18 protein-coding genes and 1 CRISPR repeat array are annotated in these 21,115 nt (G+C 72.2%); of the genes, 12 read left to right on the forward strand and 6 right to left on the reverse strand.

All coding sequences use genetic code 11. The annotated features are described in order from the left end of the window. Positions 1-10: 10 nt before the first annotated feature. From ACYVHU_RS25275 to ACYVHU_RS25290, 4 genes are read right to left on the reverse strand one after another with little or no spacing between them, the layout of a single operon-like run. Positions 11-574 carry a GNAT family N-acetyltransferase gene (locus ACYVHU_RS25275; RefSeq protein ID WP_078763987.1) on the reverse strand — a complete coding sequence of 188 codons (564 nt, stop codon included), beginning with the start codon at positions 572-574 and terminating at the stop codon, positions 11-13. Then, a complete protein-coding gene (locus ACYVHU_RS25280) occupies positions 571-2,757 on the reverse strand; it encodes an ATP-binding protein (protein ID WP_078763988.1) in 2,187 nt (728 codons plus the stop codon). The genes ACYVHU_RS25275 and ACYVHU_RS25280 overlap by 4 nt, the downstream gene beginning before the upstream one ends. Positions 2,758-2,777: 20 nt before the next feature. Next, positions 2,778-3,341, reverse strand: a complete 564-nt coding sequence (locus ACYVHU_RS25285) for a DUF6879 family protein (RefSeq protein ID WP_078763989.1) — start codon at positions 3,339-3,341, stop codon at positions 2,778-2,780. A gap of 12 nt (positions 3,342-3,353) precedes the next feature. Continuing rightward, entirely contained in the window at positions 3,354-3,569 is a 216-nt protein-coding gene (locus ACYVHU_RS25290) for a hypothetical protein (RefSeq protein ID WP_078763990.1), read from the reverse strand. A gap of 394 nt (positions 3,570-3,963) precedes the next feature. Between ACYVHU_RS25290 and ACYVHU_RS25295 the strand changes: the two genes are divergently transcribed. After that, positions 3,964-5,277, forward strand: coding sequence for a DUF2786 domain-containing protein (locus ACYVHU_RS25295; RefSeq protein ID WP_498949685.1), 1,314 nt, complete (start codon positions 3,964-3,966; stop codon positions 5,275-5,277). 45 nt (positions 5,278-5,322) lie between these two features. Here the strand turns inward: ACYVHU_RS25295 and ACYVHU_RS25300 are convergent, their stop codons facing one another. Continuing rightward, complete coding sequence (locus tag ACYVHU_RS25300) at positions 5,323-5,790, reverse strand: hypothetical protein (protein WP_078763992.1); 468 nt, start codon at positions 5,788-5,790, stop codon at positions 5,323-5,325. A gap of 202 nt (positions 5,791-5,992) precedes the next feature. Here ACYVHU_RS25300 and ACYVHU_RS25305 point away from each other — a divergent pair, with 202 nt between their 5' ends. Genes ACYVHU_RS25305 through ACYVHU_RS25325 form a run of 5 tightly spaced genes read left to right on the forward strand, consistent with a single transcriptional unit; the run spans position 5,993 to position 11,151 of the window. Next, the gene (locus tag ACYVHU_RS25305; RefSeq protein WP_078763993.1) at positions 5,993-6,949 is read left to right on the forward strand and encodes an STM4015 family protein; all 957 of its coding nucleotides are present in this window, start codon (positions 5,993-5,995) and stop codon (positions 6,947-6,949) included. Continuing rightward, entirely contained in the window at positions 6,946-8,049 is a 1,104-nt protein-coding gene (locus ACYVHU_RS25310; RefSeq protein ID WP_078763994.1) for an STM4014 family protein, read from the forward strand. The genes ACYVHU_RS25305 and ACYVHU_RS25310 overlap by 4 nt, the downstream gene beginning before the upstream one ends. Next, on the forward strand, positions 8,037-8,888 hold the full coding sequence (locus ACYVHU_RS25315; RefSeq protein ID WP_432936533.1) for an STM4013/SEN3800 family hydrolase: 852 nt from the start codon (positions 8,037-8,039) through the stop codon (positions 8,886-8,888). Before ACYVHU_RS25310 ends, ACYVHU_RS25315 begins: the two co-directional genes overlap by 13 nt. Further along, positions 8,885-10,240 (forward strand): STM4012 family radical SAM protein, encoded by a 1,356-nt coding sequence (locus ACYVHU_RS25320; RefSeq protein WP_078763995.1) that lies wholly within the window; start codon positions 8,885-8,887, stop codon positions 10,238-10,240. Before ACYVHU_RS25315 ends, ACYVHU_RS25320 begins: the two co-directional genes overlap by 4 nt. After that, positions 10,237-11,151 carry an STM4011 family radical SAM protein gene (locus ACYVHU_RS25325; RefSeq protein ID WP_078763996.1) on the forward strand — a complete coding sequence of 305 codons (915 nt, stop codon included), beginning with the start codon at positions 10,237-10,239 and terminating at the stop codon, positions 11,149-11,151. The genes ACYVHU_RS25320 and ACYVHU_RS25325 overlap by 4 nt, the downstream gene beginning before the upstream one ends. 334 nt (positions 11,152-11,485) lie before the next feature. Beyond that, a CRISPR array of direct repeats spans positions 11,486-11,832; the repeat unit is 28 nt; unit sequence CGCTGATCATCCCTGGAGGGATAGCAAC. 5 nt (positions 11,833-11,837) lie between these two features. Here the strand turns inward: ACYVHU_RS25325 and ACYVHU_RS25330 are convergent. After that, positions 11,838-12,758, reverse strand: a complete 921-nt coding sequence (locus ACYVHU_RS25330; protein WP_078763997.1) for a 3-methyladenine DNA glycosylase — start codon at positions 12,756-12,758, stop codon at positions 11,838-11,840. Between the two features lie 183 nt (positions 12,759-12,941). Between ACYVHU_RS25330 and ACYVHU_RS25335 the strand changes: the two genes are divergently transcribed. The 6 genes from ACYVHU_RS25335 to yicI all read left to right on the forward strand — a co-directional run bounded on the left by ACYVHU_RS25335 (position 12,942) and on the right by yicI (position 21,055). Continuing rightward, complete coding sequence (locus tag ACYVHU_RS25335) at positions 12,942-13,967, forward strand: LacI family DNA-binding transcriptional regulator (protein ID WP_078763998.1); 1,026 nt, start codon at positions 12,942-12,944, stop codon at positions 13,965-13,967. A gap of 107 nt (positions 13,968-14,074) precedes the next feature. Further along, positions 14,075-15,322, forward strand: coding sequence for a sugar ABC transporter substrate-binding protein (locus tag ACYVHU_RS25340; protein ID WP_078763999.1), 1,248 nt, complete (start codon positions 14,075-14,077; stop codon positions 15,320-15,322). A 122-nt stretch (positions 15,323-15,444) separates the two neighbouring features. Then, the gene (locus ACYVHU_RS25345; protein ID WP_235001194.1) at positions 15,445-16,278 is read left to right on the forward strand and encodes a carbohydrate ABC transporter permease; all 834 of its coding nucleotides are present in this window, start codon (positions 15,445-15,447) and stop codon (positions 16,276-16,278) included. After that, positions 16,275-17,138 carry a carbohydrate ABC transporter permease gene (locus tag ACYVHU_RS25350; protein WP_078764001.1) on the forward strand — a complete coding sequence of 288 codons (864 nt, stop codon included), beginning with the start codon at positions 16,275-16,277 and terminating at the stop codon, positions 17,136-17,138. Before ACYVHU_RS25345 ends, ACYVHU_RS25350 begins: the two co-directional genes overlap by 4 nt. A gap of 83 nt (positions 17,139-17,221) precedes the next feature. Then, the gene (locus ACYVHU_RS25355; protein ID WP_498949687.1) at positions 17,222-18,637 is read left to right on the forward strand and encodes a beta-glucosidase; all 1,416 of its coding nucleotides are present in this window, start codon (positions 17,222-17,224) and stop codon (positions 18,635-18,637) included. An 87-nt stretch (positions 18,638-18,724) separates the two neighbouring features. Continuing rightward, on the forward strand, positions 18,725-21,055 hold the full coding sequence (gene yicI / locus ACYVHU_RS25360) for an alpha-xylosidase (protein WP_498949688.1): 2,331 nt from the start codon (positions 18,725-18,727) through the stop codon (positions 21,053-21,055). Positions 21,056-21,115: the final 60 nt, after the last annotated feature.

Raw genomic sequence — 21,115 nt, forward strand, 5'->3', positions numbered from 1 at the left:
CACGGGTTCCTCAGCGCCGTGGGGGAGGGAGCTCCCTCAGGTAGATGTCCCAGTAGGGCGGGACGGTTCCCGGTATCGGCCCTTTCCGGCCGACGAGCCGCCACCCCGTGCGCAGGTACAGCGCGTGGGCGGCGGTGGCGTCGGGCTGCACCGAGAGCACGGCGCGTTCCTCATCCCGGCTCGCGAGGAGGGCGCCGAGGAGGCGGGTCGCCCACCCGCGCCGGCGCAGGCCCGGACGGACCGCGAGATCGACCACCGCGAACGTACGCCCCTCCCATTCGCGGGTGAGCTCCTCGTCCAGTGGGGTGGGGAACCGTCCCCACCAGCGGTGGTCCACGGGAAGGCGGTGCCCGTAGGCGAATCCGGCGATCCGCGCCCCGGCCGATCCCACGGCGACCGTGAACGTGGCGTCGGCCCGTAGCCGGAGGAGTTCCGCCTCGTGCGCCTCGGCGGCGCCGTCCTGAAAGAGGAACGGAGGCCGGAGGAACACCTCGTCGTAGAGGTGACGGATTTCGGCGTGGTAGCGCGCGGCCAGGTCGCCCGCGCCGACCACGACGTCGGGGGAGGGGCTCACCCGGACCCTCCAGGGGAGAGCGGTGACCGCGCCGGACCGTCAGCGTCATGGCCGGGAAGGCGCCTTCTGAGGTCGGCGGTCTGCTCGTCGCCGAGCTCTTCGATGAGCTCCGCGGCGACACGGTAGTGGTCGCGGGACTCCTCGATCCGTCCCAGCGCGGCGTGAGCCTCGGCCAGGCCGATGAGCGCCCGCAACTCGTTACGCCGGTTGCCGAAGGCGCGGAAGGTGGCGAGGGCGTGAGCGTAGTGGTCGAGTGACTCCGTCCAGCGTCCCGTTTCGGCGACGGTCTCGCCGAGCGCGCACAGTCCCCAGGCGGTACTCCACTCGTCCCCGATTCCGCGGAACACCTCCACCGCGTCCTGGTGGCAGCGGATCGCCTGCGCGGACTGTCCCAGCTTGCGGTGGGAGTCGCCCAGGGTGAGGAGCGCCATGCCGGTGCCGCGCTGTTCCCCGGCGGCCCGGAACGCGGAGAGGGCCTGTTCGGTGAGGGCGAGCGCCTCGTCCGGGCGTTGTCGCTCGATCAGGAGCACACCGAGTTGACGCAGGGCGAACCCCTCGATCCAGCCGTCTGCGCAGCGCCGCGCGACCTCGACGGCGCTTCGGTAGCACTCCCACGCCTCGTCGGAGCGTTTGAGCAGCCAGTTGGCGTCTCCCAGGCCGAGCAGGTTGCACGCCTGGCCCAGGTCGTCTCCGAGCGCCCGGGCGGCCTTGAGCCCGAGCAGGTGGATGTCGCGCCATTGCGTCCAATGTCCGCGCAGTTCGAAGAACCCGTACATGACGGCGGGGAGCCGCCACGCCAGGTCGTGCTGGCCGCGCTCCACCGCGGCCTGGAGAACGTCGACCAGGTTGCCCCGCTCGTCCTCGAACCAGCGCATCGCCTCGTCCACGCCGGTGAAGGACAAGGGGACTCCGGCGCCCGTCATCTCGGGCAGCGGAACCGTGTGAAAGGAGGGGAGGACGACACGGTGACCGTTGTCCGCCGTGTGGAGGTACCAGTTCGTCAGGCGGCGCAGCGCCAGTTCGCGTTCCTGTTCTGCTTCGTCCTGTTCCGCGCGCTCCAGCGCGTAGAGCCGGAGCAGGTCGTGAAAGCGGTACCGGCCGGTCTCCGTGACGGTGAGGAGGTGGGTTCGGGAGAGCCGTTCCAGCAGCCTTCGCGTGGTCGGGACCGTGAGGTCGGCCAGGGCGGCGCAGGCGTGCAGCCCGATCTCGCGTCCCGGATGCAATCCGGCCAGCCGGAACAGACGGGCGGCGGCGGGGTCCAGGTTGTGGTAGGAGGCTGCGAAGACCGCCCGTATGTCGCTCAACTCGTCGTCCTCGACCTCCAGGGCGTCCAGGCGCTCTCTCTCGTTCTCGAGTTCGGCCACGAACTCGGCCAGCCCGGCGTGGGGGCGGCCGGTGACACGTTCGGCCGCGATGCGCAGGGCAAGGGGCAGGTGTGCGCAGAGCGCCACAAGCCGTTCCGCGGCCTCGGGGTCGGAGTCGATCCGCTCGTCGCCGATGATGCGGCGGAGCAGGGCGAGAGATTCGGATAGGGAGAGCACCTCGAGCACCATTCGTGTGGCCCCTTCGCGGGCGACAAGACCGGGAAGGGCGTTCCTACTGGTCACGATCGTCAGGCAGGCCGACGAACCGGGGAGGAGGGGACGGACCTGGTCGGCGCTGGCGGCATTGTCGACCAGGATCAGCATCCTCTTACCGGTGAGGACCGAGCGGTACAGCGCCGCCCGGCCGTCGATGTCGGGGGGGATCCGGTCGGGGGGCACCTGGAGGGAGAGGAGCAGCGCGCCGAGGGCCTGCCCCGGTTCGACCCGGGGGCCGGGGCCGTACCCCCGCAGGTCGATGTAGAGGTCCCCGTCCACATAGTGCGACCGGGCCCGGTGGGCCCAGTGCACCGCGAGCGCCGTCTTGCCGACCCCGGGGGCTCCCGTGATGGCGGACACGGTGACTTTTGGGGCCTTCTCGTCGTGGGGGCTGGTGAAGGAGTCCAGCGTCGCCAGGTGGGAACGGCGGTCGACGAACACGGACACGGCCAGGGGGAGCTGCCGCTGGGCCACGGCGATGGAGCCTTTGGGGAGCTCCACGTGGACGCCGCCGTGGACCACCCCGGCCTGGATCGACGCTCCTGTGGCTCCCACGGCCTCGTTGATCGTCAGTCGGTTCGCCTCTTCGTGGGAGGGGGGCATCCATGGCTCCGGAGACGAGGTCAGCGGGGAAGGAACATGGGGTCGAAGCCCTGCTCGTACTGGGTGAAAGGGATCGACAGGTGTATGGCGCGGTCACGCCAGAGATTCGCCTGGACGACGGCGGCCGGGTCGTCGACGAGCTCCGCGGAGCGGAAGGCTCCGTCCGCGGCGTAGTCCATCCACACCAGGACCGAGGAGTCGAAGAGCCAATAGTCGCTGCGGGGAAGGCCGTCGGGCCATCCGGTCGCGTCGACCGGGAGGATGCGCACGTCCTCTCCCGCGCGCACCGTGTGCCGATAGGACCAGGCGCATTCGAAGCGAACGTAATCCGACAACGGCTCGGATACGACGTGTACGCGATGAAAGACCTTTCCCTGTCCGCCTCCCTTACGTACGCGGTCGATCCAGCGTGAGATCCCCGGAAACGCTCCGCGTGACTGGCCGGAGCGGAAACGCCGGAACTCCTCCAGTTCATAGGGGACGCCGTAGGTCTGTAGCGTCTCGAGCCGGTACGCGGTGTAGGAGAATTCCTCGAACAGGTGCTGGAATTTGTTCTCCTCCAGTGAGGTGAATGTCAGTCCCATGGTGATTTCCAGTCATCCGCGAGCCTGGTACCGCCTGATGGCCTCGATGACGATTTCGGGGGCGATACGCACGGCGGTTTCGCCCGGAAGTGGATTCTCCAGCGAGGAGAGGTCGTCGTGGGACAGTTGCGCACCCTGCACCACCAGTTCCCCGGTGTCGGCAAGGTAGACGCTGGGGCAGCCCTCGCCGCCGGATCCCTGGTCCTTGCAGAGCATGGTCAGCTTCATCTTCCCTCTTCTCCGTCTGGATGTGCGGTGTTCGTTTCATTTCCCGGTTACGGAGAGGAGTAATCGCGCGACGGGGAGGTGAAAACTCCGCCTGAGAATACACAATTCTCGTTCGTGTACGCGGGGGGAATGTGCGGTGCTTCTGTCCTTATTTCGTATTGGTGCTGTCGCAGGGAAAGGGGTGACGATCGGCGGGGAGGGGTGAGACTGGTCCCCCGACCCTATAACGGTCGGTTTGGAAACCGCTATACATGACCGCCTCGATGTCCTGCGGGCTGGGACGGACACCGTCCCCGACCACCGCCACGGCCGGGTACGCTCCGCAGCAGGTCGGGGAGCGCCCGGACCGGGAGCAGACCGTCACGAGGGGCGGTCGCGGGCCGTGGAGGAGAACGTGGGCAGGTCGGGCAGGAACCGGGGCGGTGCCGGGGGCGAGGCCCCGCGGGCGGAACGCGACGGGGACGCCGCCTCCCCCGACGAGCTGATCTCCGCCGCGTTGGCCGCCCTGGCGCGCGGTGACTCCGACGACGCGCGCCGCCGGTCCGACCGGCTGGTCGCCCGGCCCGACGAGGCGGCGTGCCGGGCCGTCGACCGCGCGTTGTTCACCCGGCTGGTCCGCACCGTCTCCTACGCCTGGCCCAACGGCTGGCAGCCGGCCGAGCTGGTGCGCCACGTCCGCCGGGAGAACACGGAGGGCGGGGGCGAGGGCGCCCTCCACGCCCGTCTCGCCACCGACGTGATCGCGGCCGAGGCGCGCCGCTATGACCCCGCGACCGTGGACGAGCGGTGGAGCGCGCAGCTGGAGGCCCTGGGCGCGACCGTGTGGTGGGAGGACGACGACGGCTACGTCGCCGGGTGGGCCGCGCGGGAGAACGCCTACCGGGCCGAGTGGGTGGAAGCGGCCCTGGAGGTCCTGCACACCCTGTCGAGACTTCCCGCGATGGCCACGCTGCTCCCACCGCCGGGCAGGGGACGCCGCGGCCCGGCCCCGGTGGCCGCGGCGCGCGGGGCCGCGGCGGTGCCCTCCCGGATGCTGGAACGGGTGCGCGCCCTGTTGCGCAAGGCCGAGTCCACGGAGTTCCCGCAGGAGGCCGAGGCGCTGACCGCGCGGGCCCAGGAGCTGATGGCCCGCCACAGCATCGACCACGCGCTGCTGGCCGTGGAGGAGGGCGCGCAGGGGGAGGGCCCGGTGAGCCGTCGCCTGCCGGTCGACGACCCCTACGACACCGCCAAGGCGGTCCTGCTCGACGTGGTGGCCGGCGCCAACCGGTGCCGCGCGGTGTGGGACCAGGGGGTGGGGCTGTCCACGGTGGTGGGGTTCGCCGAGGACGTCGAGGCGGTCGAGCTGCTGTTCACCTCGCTGCTGGTGCAGGCCGACACCGCGATGGTCGCCGCGGAGGCCCGCCAGCGCGCCGGCGGGCGCAAGCGCACGAAGACCTTCCGCCAGTCGTTCCTCGCGGCCTTCGCGCAGCGGATCGGCGAGCGGCTCGACGCCGCCGCGGACGCCGCGTGCCAGGAGGCGCGGGAGCGGGCGCCGGAGGCGGACCTGCTGCCGGTGCTGGCCGCCCGTGACGTCGCGGTCGCCGAGGCCGCCGACGCGATGTTCCCGGAGACGGTGACGAGCCGGGTCCGCGGCGTCCACGACCACGCGGGCTGGCGCTCGGGCCGCGACGCCGCCGACGCCGCCCCGCTGCGTCCCGCGACATGACGTTCGTCCCTCGCCGGCCCTCGGCCGCGGTGCCGTCCCGCGCGGCTAGCCCGGGGCGACCTCGCTGGTGACCTCCCAGGCGATGCGTTCGGCGAGGTCGTCGGTGAGCTCGGCGCCGTCGAGGCGTTCGGCGAGCCGGGCGGCGTGGTAGAGCACGCGGAACCCGAGGCGCTGGGCCTCGCCGGCGCTCATGATCGCGTAGTCCTCCCACAGCTCCGGATCGACGGCCAAGACGGTGATGTCGTCGTTGTGCGGGATCGCGCCCGGCTCGTGCGCCTCGTGGATCTCGCGGATGTCGTCGGCCTCGACGTGCGGGAAGGTCCGCTCGGCGACGTAGCTGTCCTCCAACGCCGCGGCCTGGGGCGGGGTGAGGTCGTCGGCGTCGTAGCCGAAGTCCGCGGCGAGCTCGCCGAGGCGCCGCGCGATGGCGGCGACCTGACGTTCGACCGCCTGCGCGCTCGCCGGCCCGTAGCTCGTCTCCCTGATCCGGCCGGCCAGCCCCTGGACGTCCACCCGTCCCCTCCCGTCTCCTCGTCGCCTTCCGGCGGGTGAGGGCGGCGCCGTCACCGGCGTCCATGTTCCCACCTGCGGAGAGGGTCGGGAACCGGCGGTCCGCCCGGCGGGGCGCGGCGGGCCCCGCGCGGCGGGCGCGGAGATGTCGTGTGCCACTGATATGTCTTCTCGGGCCGGACATTTCGCGATCCAGGAGCGGCGCATGGACATCTACGACAAGATCACCGAGTTCGGGGGCCTGCCGGTGGTCGACCTCCCACCGGACGGACCGCTGCCCGAGGCCGTCGCGGATCCGGGCGCGGTCGCCTGGCGCCTGGACGTCGACCCGTGGGACGACCGGTATCCCAAATTCCCCTTGCACTTCGCCCGTTTCCTGGAGGTCGTGGACACCACCAGGGTCACCGCGCTGGTGATCGGCACGTGGGGGGAGGGGTACGAGGACTCCGGGAGCGTCCCCCGCGACCTGCTGGTCGAGCACGCCGCGCGCTTCCCGGCGCTGCGGGCGCTGTTCTTCGGCGAGTTCACCATGGAGCTGACCGAGATCTCCTGGATCGAGCAGACCGACGTCACGCCGCTCCTCGCGGCCTTTCCCGGACTGCGCGAACTGGTCGTGCGCGGCAGCACCAGCCTGGAGTTCCCGGCCACGCGCCACGGCGAGCTGCGCAGCCTGGTGTTCCAGACCGGCGGCCTGCCCGCCGAGGTGGTCCGGGGCGTGCTGGGGTCGGACCTGCCGGCCCTGGAACACCTGGAGATGTGGTTCGGGTCGGAGTACTACGGCGGCAGCAGCACCGTCGCCGACCTCGCCCCGCTGCTCGACGCCGAGCCGTTCCCCCGCCTGTCGCGGCTGGGCCTGCGCAACGCGGAGTGGACCGACGAGCTGGTGGCGCGGCTGGCCGACGCGGCCGTCACCGGCCGGGTGCCCGACCTCGACCTGTCCCTGGGCACGCTCACCGACACCGGGGGTCGCGTCCTGCTGGAGGCGCCGGTCTTCCGCGGACTGCGGCGGCTCGACCTGCACCACCACTTCCTGTCCGAGGAGATGGAGGACAGGCTGCGGGAGGCGTTCACCGCGGCAGGGGTCGAGATCGACCTGAGCGAGCGCGAGCAGCCCGACGTCTACGACGGCCAGGTCCACTACTACCCGGAGGTCACCGAATGACCTCTGCGCGGCCCCGCCCGGTCGCGGTGGTCGCGGTCCCCGGCGGGCGCCGGCTCGCCCTGTTCACCGCCGCGCTGCGCGCCGCGGGCCGCCCCGACCCCGTGGTGCTGCCGTGGCGGGGGCTGGCGGCCGGAGAGGTGAAGGTCCCGCCGGGAGCGCTGGTGCGGGTCGACTCGCCGGGCGAGGACCCCGAGACGGCGCGGCTGCTGCGCGGCCTGCCGCACCCGCCCGACCTGTACCGCGTCGAGGGGTCGGCGGCCTTCCACGCGGGTTTTCGCGCCGCGCTGGACCGGCTGGCCGCGGAGGTGGCGGCCACCCCCGGCGCCCGGCTGGTCCAGGACCCGGCCGACCTCGTCACCATGTCCGACAAGCGGCGCTGCCACGCGCTGCTCACCGCCGCGGGCGTCCCCGTGCCGCCGGCGCTCGACGGTCCCGTCGAGGACTACGCCGCCCTGCGCGCCGGCATGGCCCGGCGCGGGTGGGGCCGGGTGTTCGTCAAACCCGCCCACGGCTCCTCCGCGTCGGGGGTGGTGGCCCTGACGGCGGGACGCGACCGGGTGCGCGCCGACACCTCCGCCGACCTCGTCCGCACCGCGGCGGGGGTGGAGCTGTACAACAGCCTGGTGATCCGCACCTACGAGTCCGAGGCCGACGTCGCGACACTCGTCGACGCGCTGTGCGCCGAGCGCGTGCACGTCGAACGCCGGCTGCCCAAGGTCGTCCACCAGGGCCGCGCGGTGGACCTGCGGGTGCTGGTGGTGGCGGGCCGGGCCACCCACGTGGTGGCCCGCGCGTCGCGCTCCCCGATGACCAACCTGCACCTGGGCAACGCGCGGGGCGACCTGACCGCGTTGCGCGCCCGGATGGGCGAGGACGCCTGGGCGCGGGCGATGGCGGTGGCCGAGCGGGCCGCCGCGTGCTTCCCGGGCACCCTGCACGCCGGCGTGGACCTGCTGGTGGCGCCGTCGCTGCGGTCCTTCGCGGTGTGCGAGGTCAACGCCTTCGGCGACCTGCTGCCCGGGGTGCTGCACGAGGGCCGCGACACCTACGCCGAGCAGGTGCGCGCGCTGCAACGGATGGAGGCGACATGCCCGGTGTGACGCCGAGCGTCGACATGAACGCGATCGTCGGCACCCACGACATCCTGCTCGTCACGTTGGACACGCTCCGCTACGACGTGGCCCAACGGCTGGCCGAGGAGGGGCGCACCCCCAACCTGTCGAGGGTGCTGCCCGGCGGGGGGTGGGAGCGGCGGCACGCCCCGGCGAGCTTCACCTACGCCTCCCACCAGGCGATGCTGGCCGGGTTCCTGCCCACGCCGGCCGCTCCCGGCCCGCACCCGCGCCTGTTCGCCGCGGCCTTCCCCGGCAGCGCCACCACGGGGGAGCGCACCTGGGTGTTCGACGCCCCCGACCTGGTCTCGGGCCTGGCCGCGGCCGGCTACCACACCGCCTGCGTGGGCGGGACGGGCTTCTTCAACCGCCGTTCCCCACTGGGCTCGGTGCTGCCGGACATGTTCGCCGAGAGCCACTGGGAGCCCTCCTTCGGCGTGGCCGACCCGCGCTCCTTCGAGCACCAGGTGGCGCGCGCTGCGGAGGTCGTCACCGCGCTCCCCGCTCAGCGCAGGCTGTTCCTGCTGGTCAACGTCGCGGCCCTGCACCAGCCCAACTGGTTCCACCTGCCCGGCGCGACCGCGGCGGACGGGGACACCCCGGCCAGTCACGCCGCGGCGCTGGAGTACGTCGACCGGCACATCCCCCGGCTGTTCGCCGCGGCGGCCTCGCGCCGAGACTGCTTCGCCATCGTGTGCTCCGACCACGGCACCGCCTACGGCGAGGACGGCCACACCGGTCACCGGATCGGCCACGAGACGGTCTGGACGGTCCCCTACGCCGAGTTCACGCTGCCCCACCGCCCCCTGGAGGACCCCGCCCCGTGACCTCGCTCGACATCACCCCCCTCGCCCCCTCCGAGCCCGGGGAGGACTCCCCCTACCGCTCCTACGTCTACGCCTATCCGCACAAGACCGCCTACCGGCCACTGCCCGACCGGCCGCGGCTGAGGGAGGTGTGGGCGGGTGAGCCCCGCGACGCGCTCTCGCTGTACCTGCACGTCCCCTTCTGCGAGATGCGCTGCGGGTTCTGCAACCTGTTCACCCGCTCCACCCCGCCCGCCGAACAGGTCGCCGCCTACCTCGACGCCCTGGAACGCCAGGCCGAGGCGGTGGCCGAGGCGATCCCGGGCGCCCGCTACGCGCGCGGCGCGCTGGGCGGCGGCACGCCGACCTACCTGACGGCCGACGAGCTGGCCCGCCTGTACGACATCGCCGGGCGGGTGCTCGGCGCGGACCTCGCGGCGATCCCCACCTCGGTGGAGACCTCGCCCGCGACGGCCACCCCCGACCGGCTCGACGTGCTCGCCGAGCACGGCGTGTCCCGCGTCAGCATCGGCGTGCAGAGCTTCATCGACGCCGAGGCCCACGCGGCGGGGCGGCCCCAACGCCGCGCCGAGGTCGACCGGGCCCTGGACGCGATCCGCGCGCGCACCGACGCCGCGCTCAACATCGACCTCATCTACGGCATCGACGGCCAGACCCCGCGGACCTGGCGCTACTCCCTGGACACGGCCCTGGAGCGCGAGCCCGAGGAGCTCTACCTCTACCCCCTCTACGTCCGGCCGCTGACGGGCCTGGGCCGTCGCGCCCGCGACTGGGACGACCACCGGTTGAGCCTGTACCGGCAGGGGCGCGACCACCTGCTCGACAACGGCTACCGCCAGGTGTCGATGCGGATGTTCGAACGTGGGGACGCGCCGCGCGCGCAGGGGCCCGACTACTGCTGCCAGAGCGACGGGATGGTGGGGCTGGGCTGTGGCGCCCGCTCCTACACCGCGGACCTGCACTACTCGTTCGACTACGCGGTGGGGGTCGGCGCGGTGCGGGCGATCCTGGCCGACTACACCGCCCGGGACCGCGCCGGGTTCGAACGGGCCGAGGTCGGGTTCCGGCTGGACGAGGGGGAACGCCGGCGCAGGCACCTGCTCCAGTCGCTGCTGCGCGCCGAAGGCGTCGACCCGGACCTGTACCGCGACAGGTTCGCCTCCCACCCCGCCGCGGACTTCCCCGCGGAGTTCGCGGAGCTGGCGGCGCGCGGCTGGCTGGTCCCGGGCTCTGACGCGGAGGGGGAGCGCCCGCTCCTCACGGCCGAGGGACTGGCCCACTCCGACGCGATCGGCCCCCTGTTCTTCTCCCCGCGGGTCACCGCGTCGATGGCGGGGTACGACGCGCGATGAGCCTGCCCGAGCACCTGACGATCCTGTACCGCGGCCCGTTGGCCAGCTGCGACTACGACTGCCCCTACTGTCCCTTCGCCAAGCGGCGCGACTCCCCGGAGCGGTTGCGCGCCGACCGGGCCGCGCTGGAACGCTTCACCGCCTGGGTCGCCGACCAGGGCCGCGCGGCGCCGGGCACGCGCATCTCGGTCCTGTTCACCCCCTGGGGCGAGGGGCTGGTGCGGTCGTGGTACCGGCGCGCCATCGTCGACCTCAGCCACCTGCCGCACGTGGAACGGGTGGCCATCCAGACCAACCTGAGCGGGCGCACCGGCTGGCTGGCCGACTGCGACCGGTCCACGGCCGCGCTGTGGACCACCTACCACCCCGGCCAGGTCGCCCACGACCGGTTCCTCGGCAAGTGCCGGGAGCTGCTGGACCTGGGGGTCCGCTTCAGCGTCGGCGTCGTGGGCCTGCCGGAGCACCTGGAGGCCGCGCGCCGGCTGCGCGCCGAGCTGCCGGGCGAGGTCTATGTGTGGGTGAACGCGGCCGAGGGCCACGCCTACAGCGACGCCGAGGCCGCCGACTGGCAGGGGATCGACCCGCTGTTCCACCACAGCAGGCACGCCCACGCATCGCGCGGCCTGCCCTGCCGGACGGGGGAGAGCGTCGTGTCGGTGGACGGCGAGGGGCGGGTGCGCCGCTGCCACTTCGTCCCCACGGAGCTGGGCAACCTCTACGACGGCTCGTTCCGCGCCGCGCTGCGCCCACGATCGTGCCCGGCGGCCCTGTGCGACTGCCACATCGGCTACGTCCACCTGGAGCCGCTCGGGCTCTACGACGTGTTCCGCGGCGGCGTGCTGGAGCGCATCCCCGCGGGGTGGGGGGACGCGACGCCGGCCGGCGCGGTGAGCGCTGACGTCGAGCGGTGAACGACGACGCCGAACGGCCGTCCGGACGAGGGCCTCGCCCGGCCGGACGGTGCGATGACGCCTTTGAGCGCGCGGACGCGCCGGAGCAGGGGCCGCCGCCTCCGATGCCGCTCCGCAACGCCTCTCCCGGCCGGGTGACGGAGGGCCTCCCGCCGGGAGGGACGGGGGTGTCCGCGGCCGGCGCGCTCTCGTCGAGAGCGAGGGCCGACATCGCGAGAGGAAGACTGAACCGTAACGCTTCCACCTGCACTGATGCACTACCGGCGGATCGCTGCGAAAATGGGTCTCCAAGTGACCATCGAGGCGGCTCTGACCTGGGACTTTACTCTCGGGCCGCTGATCATCCCTGGAGGGATAGCAACTGGGCTGGCTCCCCGACATTCAGGGACGGCACGAGTCGCTGATCATCCCTGGAGGGATAGCAACACCGGGTGGATCACCCACTGGGCCGCAGGCAGGTGCCGCTGATCATCCCTGGAGGGATAGCAACACGGTGATGGGGGTCAGGGTGTAGCGGCCGGGACTGGCTGCTGATCATCCTTGGAGGGATAGCAACGTCACCTCCCCCTGGCTGGACGGCCTGGCCGCCGGTCGCTGATCATCCCTGGAGGGATAGCAACAGGTTCGCGCGATCGTTGCGGTGGGGCTCGAACCGCTGATCATCCCTGGAGGGATCCCGGCACGCCTCAGTCCCGGTCGGGTGCCGTGTTCAGGGTCTCGCAGATCTGGAGGAGCCGGGCGCGTAGCGCGGCGCCGCGTTCGGCGAATGAGCGTTGCGCCGTGACGTATTCGGCCTTGCCCTCGGGTGTCTCGATGGCGACGGGGGTGTAGCCGTGCGCGGACAGGTCGTAGGGCGAGGCGCGCATGTCGAGTTCGCGCACGTCGCGGGCCAGTTCGAAGCAGTCCAGGACGAGGTCGCCCGGCACCGCAGGGGCGAGCTTGTAGGCCCACTTGTAGTAGTCCATGGTGGCGTGCAGGCACCCCGGCTGGTCCAGTTCGACCTGGCTGTCGCGGGTGGGGTGCAGCTGGTTGAGGGGCCGCGCCTCGGGGGTGAAGAAGCGGAAGGCGTCGAAGTGGGAGCAGCGGATGCGGTGCTCCTCGACGACGCGGTCGGTGCCCTCGGGCCCCAGGCGCAGCGGCACGGCGGAGTGCCGTACCTGTTCGGGCGGGAGCCGGTAGACCATGGCCCACTCGTGCAGGCCGAAGCAGCCGAAGTTGGCGGGGCGGCGGTCGATCGCGCGCAGGAGTGAGGTGACGAACCGCAGCGGGGTGGCCCGCGCGGCGCGGAACGCGGCGACGTCGAGTTCGACTCCCCCGCCGGGGGCCTCGCGGTACCAGCGCCCGTCGAGGCGGTCGCGGGCGCCGTCGCCCAGCAGTACGACGCCGGGTCCCGGGTGCCAGCGGCGCAGGTGCGCGGGCTTGTGGCTGTAGTAGGTGAAGAGGAAGTCCTCGACCGGGTGGGCGACGCCGCGTCGGCGCCGGTCGAGGTGGCCCGCCAGCAGCGCGTCCGCGCGCTCGTGGTGGCGTTCCTCCAGGGGCCGCCACTGGTGTTCGGCGAGAACGCTGCGCTGCCCGCCGCGGGCGGGGGTCGAGGTGGTGGTGGTCATGGCGTCCTCCAGGGTATGCGCCCGCCGAGTGGAGGGGTTCGGAGGGGACCCGGAGCGAACTCGTGCCCGCGAGGGGATTGACCGCGCGGAAACCCGTTCTTAACATGCGTCGCAATGGTGAATCGATTCGACGCCGTAACTCGGCATCGAGTCGAATCGATTCGACAAGGGGGAGGCGGAGCCATGGCCACCATCAAGGACGTCGCCCGGGCCGCCGGGGTGGCGCCGAGCACGGTTTCCTACGTGCTCAGCGGCTCCCGGAAGATCTCGGAGGAGACCCGCGAGGCCGTCCGCGCCGCCATCGAACGTCTCGGCTACCACCCCAACGCCGGAGCGCGTTCGCTGCGCAGCACCCGGACCAACGTCATCGCCCTGGCGCTGCCCCTGTCCTCCTCCCGGGGGTATCTCCCGGTGGGCGGGCGGTTCATGTACGGCCTCAGCGAGGCCGCGGGGGAGCACGGTTACGACGTCCTGCTCATCACCGGCCGCGACGCCGGTCCGGGCGGGGCCGGCCTGGAGCGGGTCGCCCGCAGCAGGCTCGCCGACGCCGCCGTGCTCATGGGGGTCGAGATGGAGGACCCCCGCATCGACGCCATGCGGGAGCTCGATTTCCCGGTGGCGGTCCTGGGCCGTCCCGCCGAGGAGTCCGCCGTCGCGTGGGCCGACCTCGACTGGGAGGAGGCGGCCGCGGTCTCGGTGCGCGCGCTGTATGAGGCGGGGCACCGTGACATCCACTACCTCGCGACGGTCGAGGAGGACATCCGTGACCGTCGCAGCTATTCGGTGCGCGGCATCGACGGTGTGCGCCGGGCCTCCGCCGAGCTCGGCGTGCCGGTCCCGGTGTGCCCCTCCAGCAGCGATCCCGCCGAGCTGCTGCGCCGGCTGGACGCGCTGTTCGACGCCGAGGATCCGCCCACGGCGCTGGCCGTCCAGCATCCGGCGGCGATCCCCGGCATCCTGCGTCACCTGGCGGCGTGGGGGATCCAGGTTCCCCGCGACGTCTCGCTCGTGGCCGTCGGCAACTTCCCCGAGGACCTCGGTGGGATCGACGCCACCCGTGTCGAGCTGCCCGTCCGGGAGATGTCGGTGGCCGTGACCCGTCTGGCCGTCGAGCTGGCCGCCGACCCGGCGGCCTCCCGGCCCACCGCCGGACGCGAACTGATCCCGCCCCGCCTCATCCGGGGTGGCACGGTCGCGCCGGCTCCCTGACCCCTTTTCCCGTTTCTCGATCCAGCTCTCCCACGATCCGCCGCCCCCTGTCCCGGTGGGCGGGTGGCCTTCCGGCCGCCCGCCCGGTTCGATGACGGAGACCCACCATGAGACTCCTACCCCACCGGCCACCCCCCGCCTTACCTCTCACGGCGGCGACGGTGGCGCTCACCCTCCTCGCGACGGGATGCGCGGCCGAGCGCGATCCCGGCGTCTACACGATCATGAATTCCGGCACCGACGAGCCCTACCACTCCTGGGACCAGGAGGTCATGGACCGGTGCGGCGCCGAGAACGGCGTCCAGGTGCAGCAGCTCAGCGTCCCCGCCGACCAGTTGGTCCCCAAGGCGTTGCGCATGGCCTCCTCGGGGTCGCTGCCCGACGTGCTCATCATCGACGGTTCCGACCTGCCGCAGTTCGCCGAGACGGGAGGGTTGGTACCCCTGGAGGAGCTGGGGCTGTCCACCGCGACGCTGTCGGAGGGCGCGATCTCCTTCGGCAGCCACGAGGGCGTCTACTACGGTGCCGCCCGCTCGGTGAACTCCCTGGGCCTGTTCTACAACGTCGACATCCTGGCGGAGGCCGGGGTGGAACCGCCGCGGACCTGGGCCGAGTTGCGTGAGACGGCGGCGGCGCTGACCGAGGGCGACCGTTACGGACTGGCGATCAGCGCCCTGGCCACCGAGGACGGGGTCTATCAGTTCCTGCCCTGGCTGTGGTCCAACGGGGGCGACGAGCGCGACCTCGACGCCCCCGAGGCGGTGGAGGCGCTGGAGTTCGTCACGTCGCTGCTGGACGACGGTCTGGCGTCGCGCTCGGCGGTGAACTGGACCCAGGCCGACGTCAACGACCAGTTCATCGCGGGCAACGCGGCGATGATGGTCAACGGCCCCTGGCAGATGCCGGTCCTGCGGGAGCACCCCGACCTGGAGTGGGCCGTGGTGGAGATCCCGGTCCCCGAGGCCGGTGCCACGCCGGTGGCGCCCATCGGGGGAGAGACCTACACCATCCCCCGCAACAGCGAGAACCCCGAACGCGAGGAGCTGGCCGCCCGCCTCGTGGCCTGTCTGACCACCCCCGAGGCGCAGCTGGACTGGTCCACCAAGGGCAGCAATGTCCCGGTCGACGCCGAGGCCGCCGAGCGCTACCGCGAGGAGGTGCCCCAGCTGGCGGCCTTCGTCGACCAGGTGCAGACCGCGCGCAGCCGCACCCAGAACGTGGGGACCGACTGGAACGTCTACTCCCAGGCGATCGGCACCGCCCTTCAGGCGGCCCTGACCGGTGAGGCCTCCCCGGCCGACGCGCTCGCCCGGGCCCAGGCCCAGGTCGAGTCGGAGCTGAGGAGCCGGTCATGACGATGATGGTCAACAGGACATCGGCACCTGCTGTGCGGGAGCGCTCCCAGGGGGTGGGGGCCGGACCCGGACGGCGCGGACGGCTCGCCCAGTGGCTCTTCGTCGCCCCGGCCGTGCTCTACATGCTGGTCTTCTTCGGCTACCCGCTCGTCCGCAACGTCGTGATGAGCTTCCAGGACTACACGCCCGCCACCTACTTCACCGGAGAGGCCCCCTTCACCGGCCTGGAGAACTGGTGGGCGGTCCTCACCGACGAGCTGTTCGCCTCCTCCCTGTGGCACACCCTGCTGTTCACGGTGGGGTCGCTGGTCGGACAGTTCACCATCGGCATGGCGCTGGCCCTGTTCTTCTCCCGGCGCTTCCCGCTCTCGGGCGTCATGCGCTCGCTGCTCCTGCTGCCCTGGCTGATCCCCATGGTGGTGGCCGGAACGGTGTGGCGGCGCGTCCTCGACCAGGAGACCGGCGTGGTCAACGAGGCCCTTCAGGGGCTGGGCGTGGTCTCCTCGGCCATCCCCTGGCTGAGCAGCCCCGACCACGCGCTGATCTCGGTGATCCTGGTCAACATCTGGATCGGGATCCCGTTCAACATGGTGATCCTCTACGGCGGGCTCCAGGAGATCCCGCGCGAGGTGCGCGAGGCGGCGCTGCTGGACGGCGCCGGCCCCTTCCGCGCCTTCTTCGGCGTCATCCTGCCGATGATGAAGCCGGTGGTGACCGTGGTGCTGGTCCTGGGCTTCATGTCCACCGTCAAGATCCTCGACCTGATCCTGGCCCTCACCAACGGGGGACCGGCCCACGCCACCGAGACGCTGGGCACCTACACCTACCAGCTGTCCTTCCTGCAACTGGACTTCGGCCAGGGCGCCGTCGTCGGCAACGTCCTGATCCTCATCAGCATGGTCTTCGCGGTGATCTACCTGCGGGCCAACCGCGACGGACTGGAGGAGCGGAGATGAGCGCGCTCACGGCGGCACGGCCCGGGCGGCGGCGCCGCGGGGGAACGCGCGGGATCGACCGCGCCGGGGCGGGCAGCCTCGTCCTGGGCACCGTGATCCTGGTGATCCTGCTGTTCCCGCTGTACTGGATGGTCAACACGGCCCTGCAACCGGGGACCTCGGCGGCGGAGCTGAGCTGGTTTCCGCGGACCCTGGACCTGGGGAACTTCCGCCGCGCCTGGGAGTCGCAGGCCGGCAACCTGCTCACCAGCCTGCTGGTGGCGCTGGGCGCGGTCGCGGTGTGCCTGGTCGTCGCCACACCGGCGGCCTACGCGCTGGCCCGCTTCCGGCTCCCAGGCACCCGCACCGTCGTCTTCGGCACCCTCATCACCCAGATGGTGCCCGGCATCGTCGTGGCCAACGCCCTGTACAACGCCTACGTCGAACTGAACCTGGTCAACTCCTACCTCGGCCTCATCCTCGCCGACGCCTCCCTGGGCATCCCCTTCACCATCGTCCTGCTGCGCGCGTTCATGGTCTCCATCCCCGGCGAGGTCGTGGAGGCCGCGATGGTCGACGGGGCAGGGCGGATGCGCACCCTGCTGCGCGTCGTCGTGCCGATGAGCCGCAACGCCCTGATCACCGGCGGGCTGTTCACGTTCCTGTTCGCCTGGAGCGACTTCCTGTTCGCCCTGACGCTCAACACCACCGACGCGGTCAAGCCGGTGACGCTCGGCATCTACGAGTACATCGGCGCCCACGTCGGCGACTGGGGAGCGGTGATGGCGGTGGCGACCCTCTCCTCGATCCCCGCGGCGGTGCTGCTCGTCGTCGCGCAGAAGTACGTGGCCGCCGGGATCTCCGGGGGCTCGATCAAGTAGCCCCGGCACCGGAACCCGGGCCGCCTCCCCCGCACCGCGGGCCCCGACCCAGTACCAGTCAGCACAGACAGCGAGGACAACACATGACAGCAGACCTGCCCGACCTGCCGGCCGACTTCCTCTTCGGAACGGCCACCGCCTCCTACCAGATCGAGGGGGCCGTCAAGGAGGACGGCCGCGGCCCCTCGATCTGGGACACCTACTGCCGCATCCCCGGCAGGGTGGCCCGGGGGGAGACCGGTGACGTCGCCTGCGACCACTACCACCGTTACCGTGAGGACGTCGCGCTGCTGCGGGAGCTGGGCGTGGACGCCTACCGGTTCTCCGTCGCCTGGCCGCGGGTCGTGCCCGGCGGCGACGGTCCCGTCAACCCCGAGGGGCTCGCCTTCTACGACCGGCTCGTCGACGCCCTGCTGGAGGCGGGCATCGAGCCCGTCGTCACGCTCTACCACTGGGACCTGCCACAGGCGCTGGAGGACCGGGGCGGCTGGCGGGTCCGGCCGACCGCCGAGCACTTCGCCGCCTACACCCGGGCCACCGCCGACCGGCTCGGCGACCGGGTGCGGCGCTGGATCACCCTGAACGAGCCGTTCTGCTCCTCCTTCGTCGGCCACGCCGTGGGGCGCCACGCCCCCGGAACCCGGGAGGGGACACCGGCGCTGGCCACGGCCCACCACCTCCTGCTCGCCCACGGCCTGGCCGTCCGGGAGCTGCGCGCCTCCGCCCAGGTCCACGGCCGGCCGGTCGAGGTCGGCATCACCCTCAACCTGGACCGGCTCGTCCCGGCCAGCGACTCCCCCGCCGACCACGCGGCCGTGGACCGGGCCGAGACCCTGCACAACCGGGTCTGGCTGGACCCCCTGTTCAACGCCCGTTACCCCGTCAACGAGGCCGAGACGTGGGGGCGGCTCGCCGACGGCTCCTACCGGGTGGAGGGGGACCTGGAGACCATCTCCCAGCCGCTCGACTTCCTCGGCGTCAACTTCTACCGGCCGGTCATGCTGCGCGACGCCCCGCACCAGGAGGCCGACCCCGCCCTGCGCACGGCGACCGACATCGGAGTCGAGGAGGTGCGTTTCGCCGAGGCCCGCCACACCACCATGGACTGGCCCGTGGTCCCCTCGTCGTTCACCGACCTGCTCGTCGACCTGCACCGTCGTTACCCGGGCCTGCCCCCCATCTACATCACCGAGAACGGTTCGGCCGAGGACGACCGGGTGGAGGCCGATGGCCGGGTCCACGACAGCGACCGCATCGACTACATCCGCGACCACCTCGACGCCGTCGCCGCGGCGATCCGGGCCGGGGTGGACGTGCGGGGCCACTTCGTGTGGTCCCTCATGGACAACTTCGAGTGGGCCTACGGCTACGAACGGCGTTTCGGCCTGATCCGGGTCGACTACGACACCCTGGAGCGCGTCCCCAAGGACAGCTACCACTGGTTCAGGGATCTCATCGCCCGCCACAAGGCCCGGCACGGGGTCACCACGGCCCCCTAGGCGTCCACCACCCATCGCAACGACCGGTCCCGCCGCACGGGCGTCCCGCCCGTGCGGCGCCATTCGCGACCCCCACGGAGGCGGCCGATGAAGTTCACCGACGGGTTCTGGCAGATGCGCGCGGGAACGCGCGCGCACTACGCGCGCGAGGTCCGCGACGTGCGCGTCCTCGACGACAGGATCACCCTCCACGCTCCCGTCCGCGCGGTCACCCACCGCGGCGACACCCTCAACGCGCCACTGCTCACCGTCGACTGCTGGTCGCCGGCCCCCGGGGTGATCGGGGTGCAGGTGGTCCACCTGGCCGGAGGGGTGCGCCCCCATCCGGCCTTCGACGTGACCGCCGATCCGGCCGTGGCCCCGAGCGTCCGCCGGGAGGACGGCGTGGTCGAGCTGGACAGCGGGGAGCTGTCCCTCAGGGTGGCCACCGAGGGGCCCTGGCGGCTGGAATTCCGGGCGGGCGGGCGCACGCTCACCAGTGTCGAGGAGCGCGGAACCGGGTTCGTGGAGACCGCCGACGGCGCCCACCACATGCTGGCCCAGCTCTCCCTGGGGGTGCGCGAGCTCGTCTACGGCATGGGCGAGCGGTTCACCCCGCTCGTCCGCAACGGTCAGACCGTCGACATCTGGCAGGCCGACGGCGGCACCAGCAGCGAACAGGCCTACAAGAACGTCCCCTTCTACCTGTCCAACCGCGGCTACGGCGTCTTCGTCGACCATCCCGGCCTGGTCTCCTTCGAGGTGGGCTCGGAGGCGGTGGGCCGGGTCCAGTTCAGCGTCGAGGACCAGGCGCTGCGCTACTACGTCATCCACGGCGCGACCCCCAAGGAGGTGCTGGCCCGCTACACCGCGCTCACCGGCCGGCCGGCCCTGCCGCCGCCGTGGTCCTTCGGGCTGTGGCTGTCCACCTCGTTCACCACCTCCTACGACGAGGCGACCGTCAACTCCTTCGTCGACGGGATGGCCGAGCGCGACATCCCGCTCAGCGTCTTCCACTTCGACTGCTTCTGGATGCGCGAGTTCCACTGGTGCGACTTCGTGTGGGATCCCGAGGTCTTCCCGGACCCCGAGGGGATGCTGGCCCGCCTGAAGGAGCGCGGGTTGCGCGTGTGCGTGTGGATCAATCCCTACATCGCCCAGCGGTCGGCCCTGTTCGAGGAGGGGGCGCGGCTGGGGCACCTCGTGCGCAGACCCGACGGCACCGTCTGGCAGTGGGACATGTGGCAGGCGGGGATGGCGCTGGTGGACTTCACCAGCGCGCCGGCGCGCCGCTGGTACGCCGACAAGCTGCGCGTCCTGCTCGACATGGGCGTCGACGCCTTCAAGACCGACTTCGGCGAGCGGATCCCCACCGACGTGCGCTGGGCCGACGGCTCCGACCCCGAGGGCATGCACAACCGCTACACCCACCTCTACAACGAGACGGTGTTCGAGCTGCTGCGCGAGGTGCGCGGTGAGGGGGAGGCGGTGCTGTTCGCCCGTTCGGCGACGGCGGGGGGACAGCGGTTCCCGGTCCACTGGGGTGGCGACTGCGCCTCCACCTACGGGGCGATGGCCGAGAGCCTGCGCGGCGGGCTGTCGCTGGGGCTGTCGGGGTTCGGGTTCTGGAGTCACGACATCGGCGGGTTCGAGGGGACCCCGGACCCGGGCCTGTTCAAGCGGTGGCTCGCCTTCGGCCTGCTGTCCTCGCACAGCAGGCTGCACGGGAGCCGCTCCTACCGGGTGCCGTGGGCCTTCGACGAGGAGTCGGTCGAGGTGGCCCGGACGTTCACCCGGTTGAAGTGCCGGTTGATGCCCTACCTGTACCGGGCGGCGGTCCAGGCGCACGAGCAGGGCACGCCGATGATGCGGGCGATGCTGCTGGAGTTCCCCGACGATCCCACCTGCCACCACCTCGACACCCAGTACATGCTCGGTGACGACCTCCTGGTCGCCCCCGTGTTCGACGCGGAGGGGGTGGTGGAGTACTACGTCCCCGAGGGCGAGTGGACCCACCTGATGAGCGGGGCGACCGTGCGGGGACCGGCGTGGCGGCGCGAGACCCACGACCACGGGTCGCTGCCGCTGCTGGTCCGCCCGGGGGCGGTGCTGCCGGTCGGGGCGGTGCAGGACCGGCCCGACTACGACTACCTCGACGGGGTGACCCTGCGCGTCTACGGCGCGGCCGACTCCGGGACGCGGCGGCGCACGGTGATCCCCGACGCCCGGGGCGGGGTGGCCGCGGTCTTCCACACCGACGCCGGGAACGGTGTCGTGACCCTCCGCGCTGACGCCGAACGTCTGCCCGCCTGGAAGGCGGTGCTGGTGGGGGTGGCGGCGGCGCGGGTGACCGAGGGCGAGGCCCGGGCGGTCCCCACCGCCGAGGGGGTCCTCATCGAGGTCGCCGAGGGCTGCGCGCGGGTGCGCGTCGAGGTGTGAGGGAGGGCGGCCGGCCGGCGTCACCACGCGGTGGCGCCGGCCGGCCGCGTGGAGGGGAAC

This window comes from Marinactinospora endophytica (assembly GCF_054780875.1).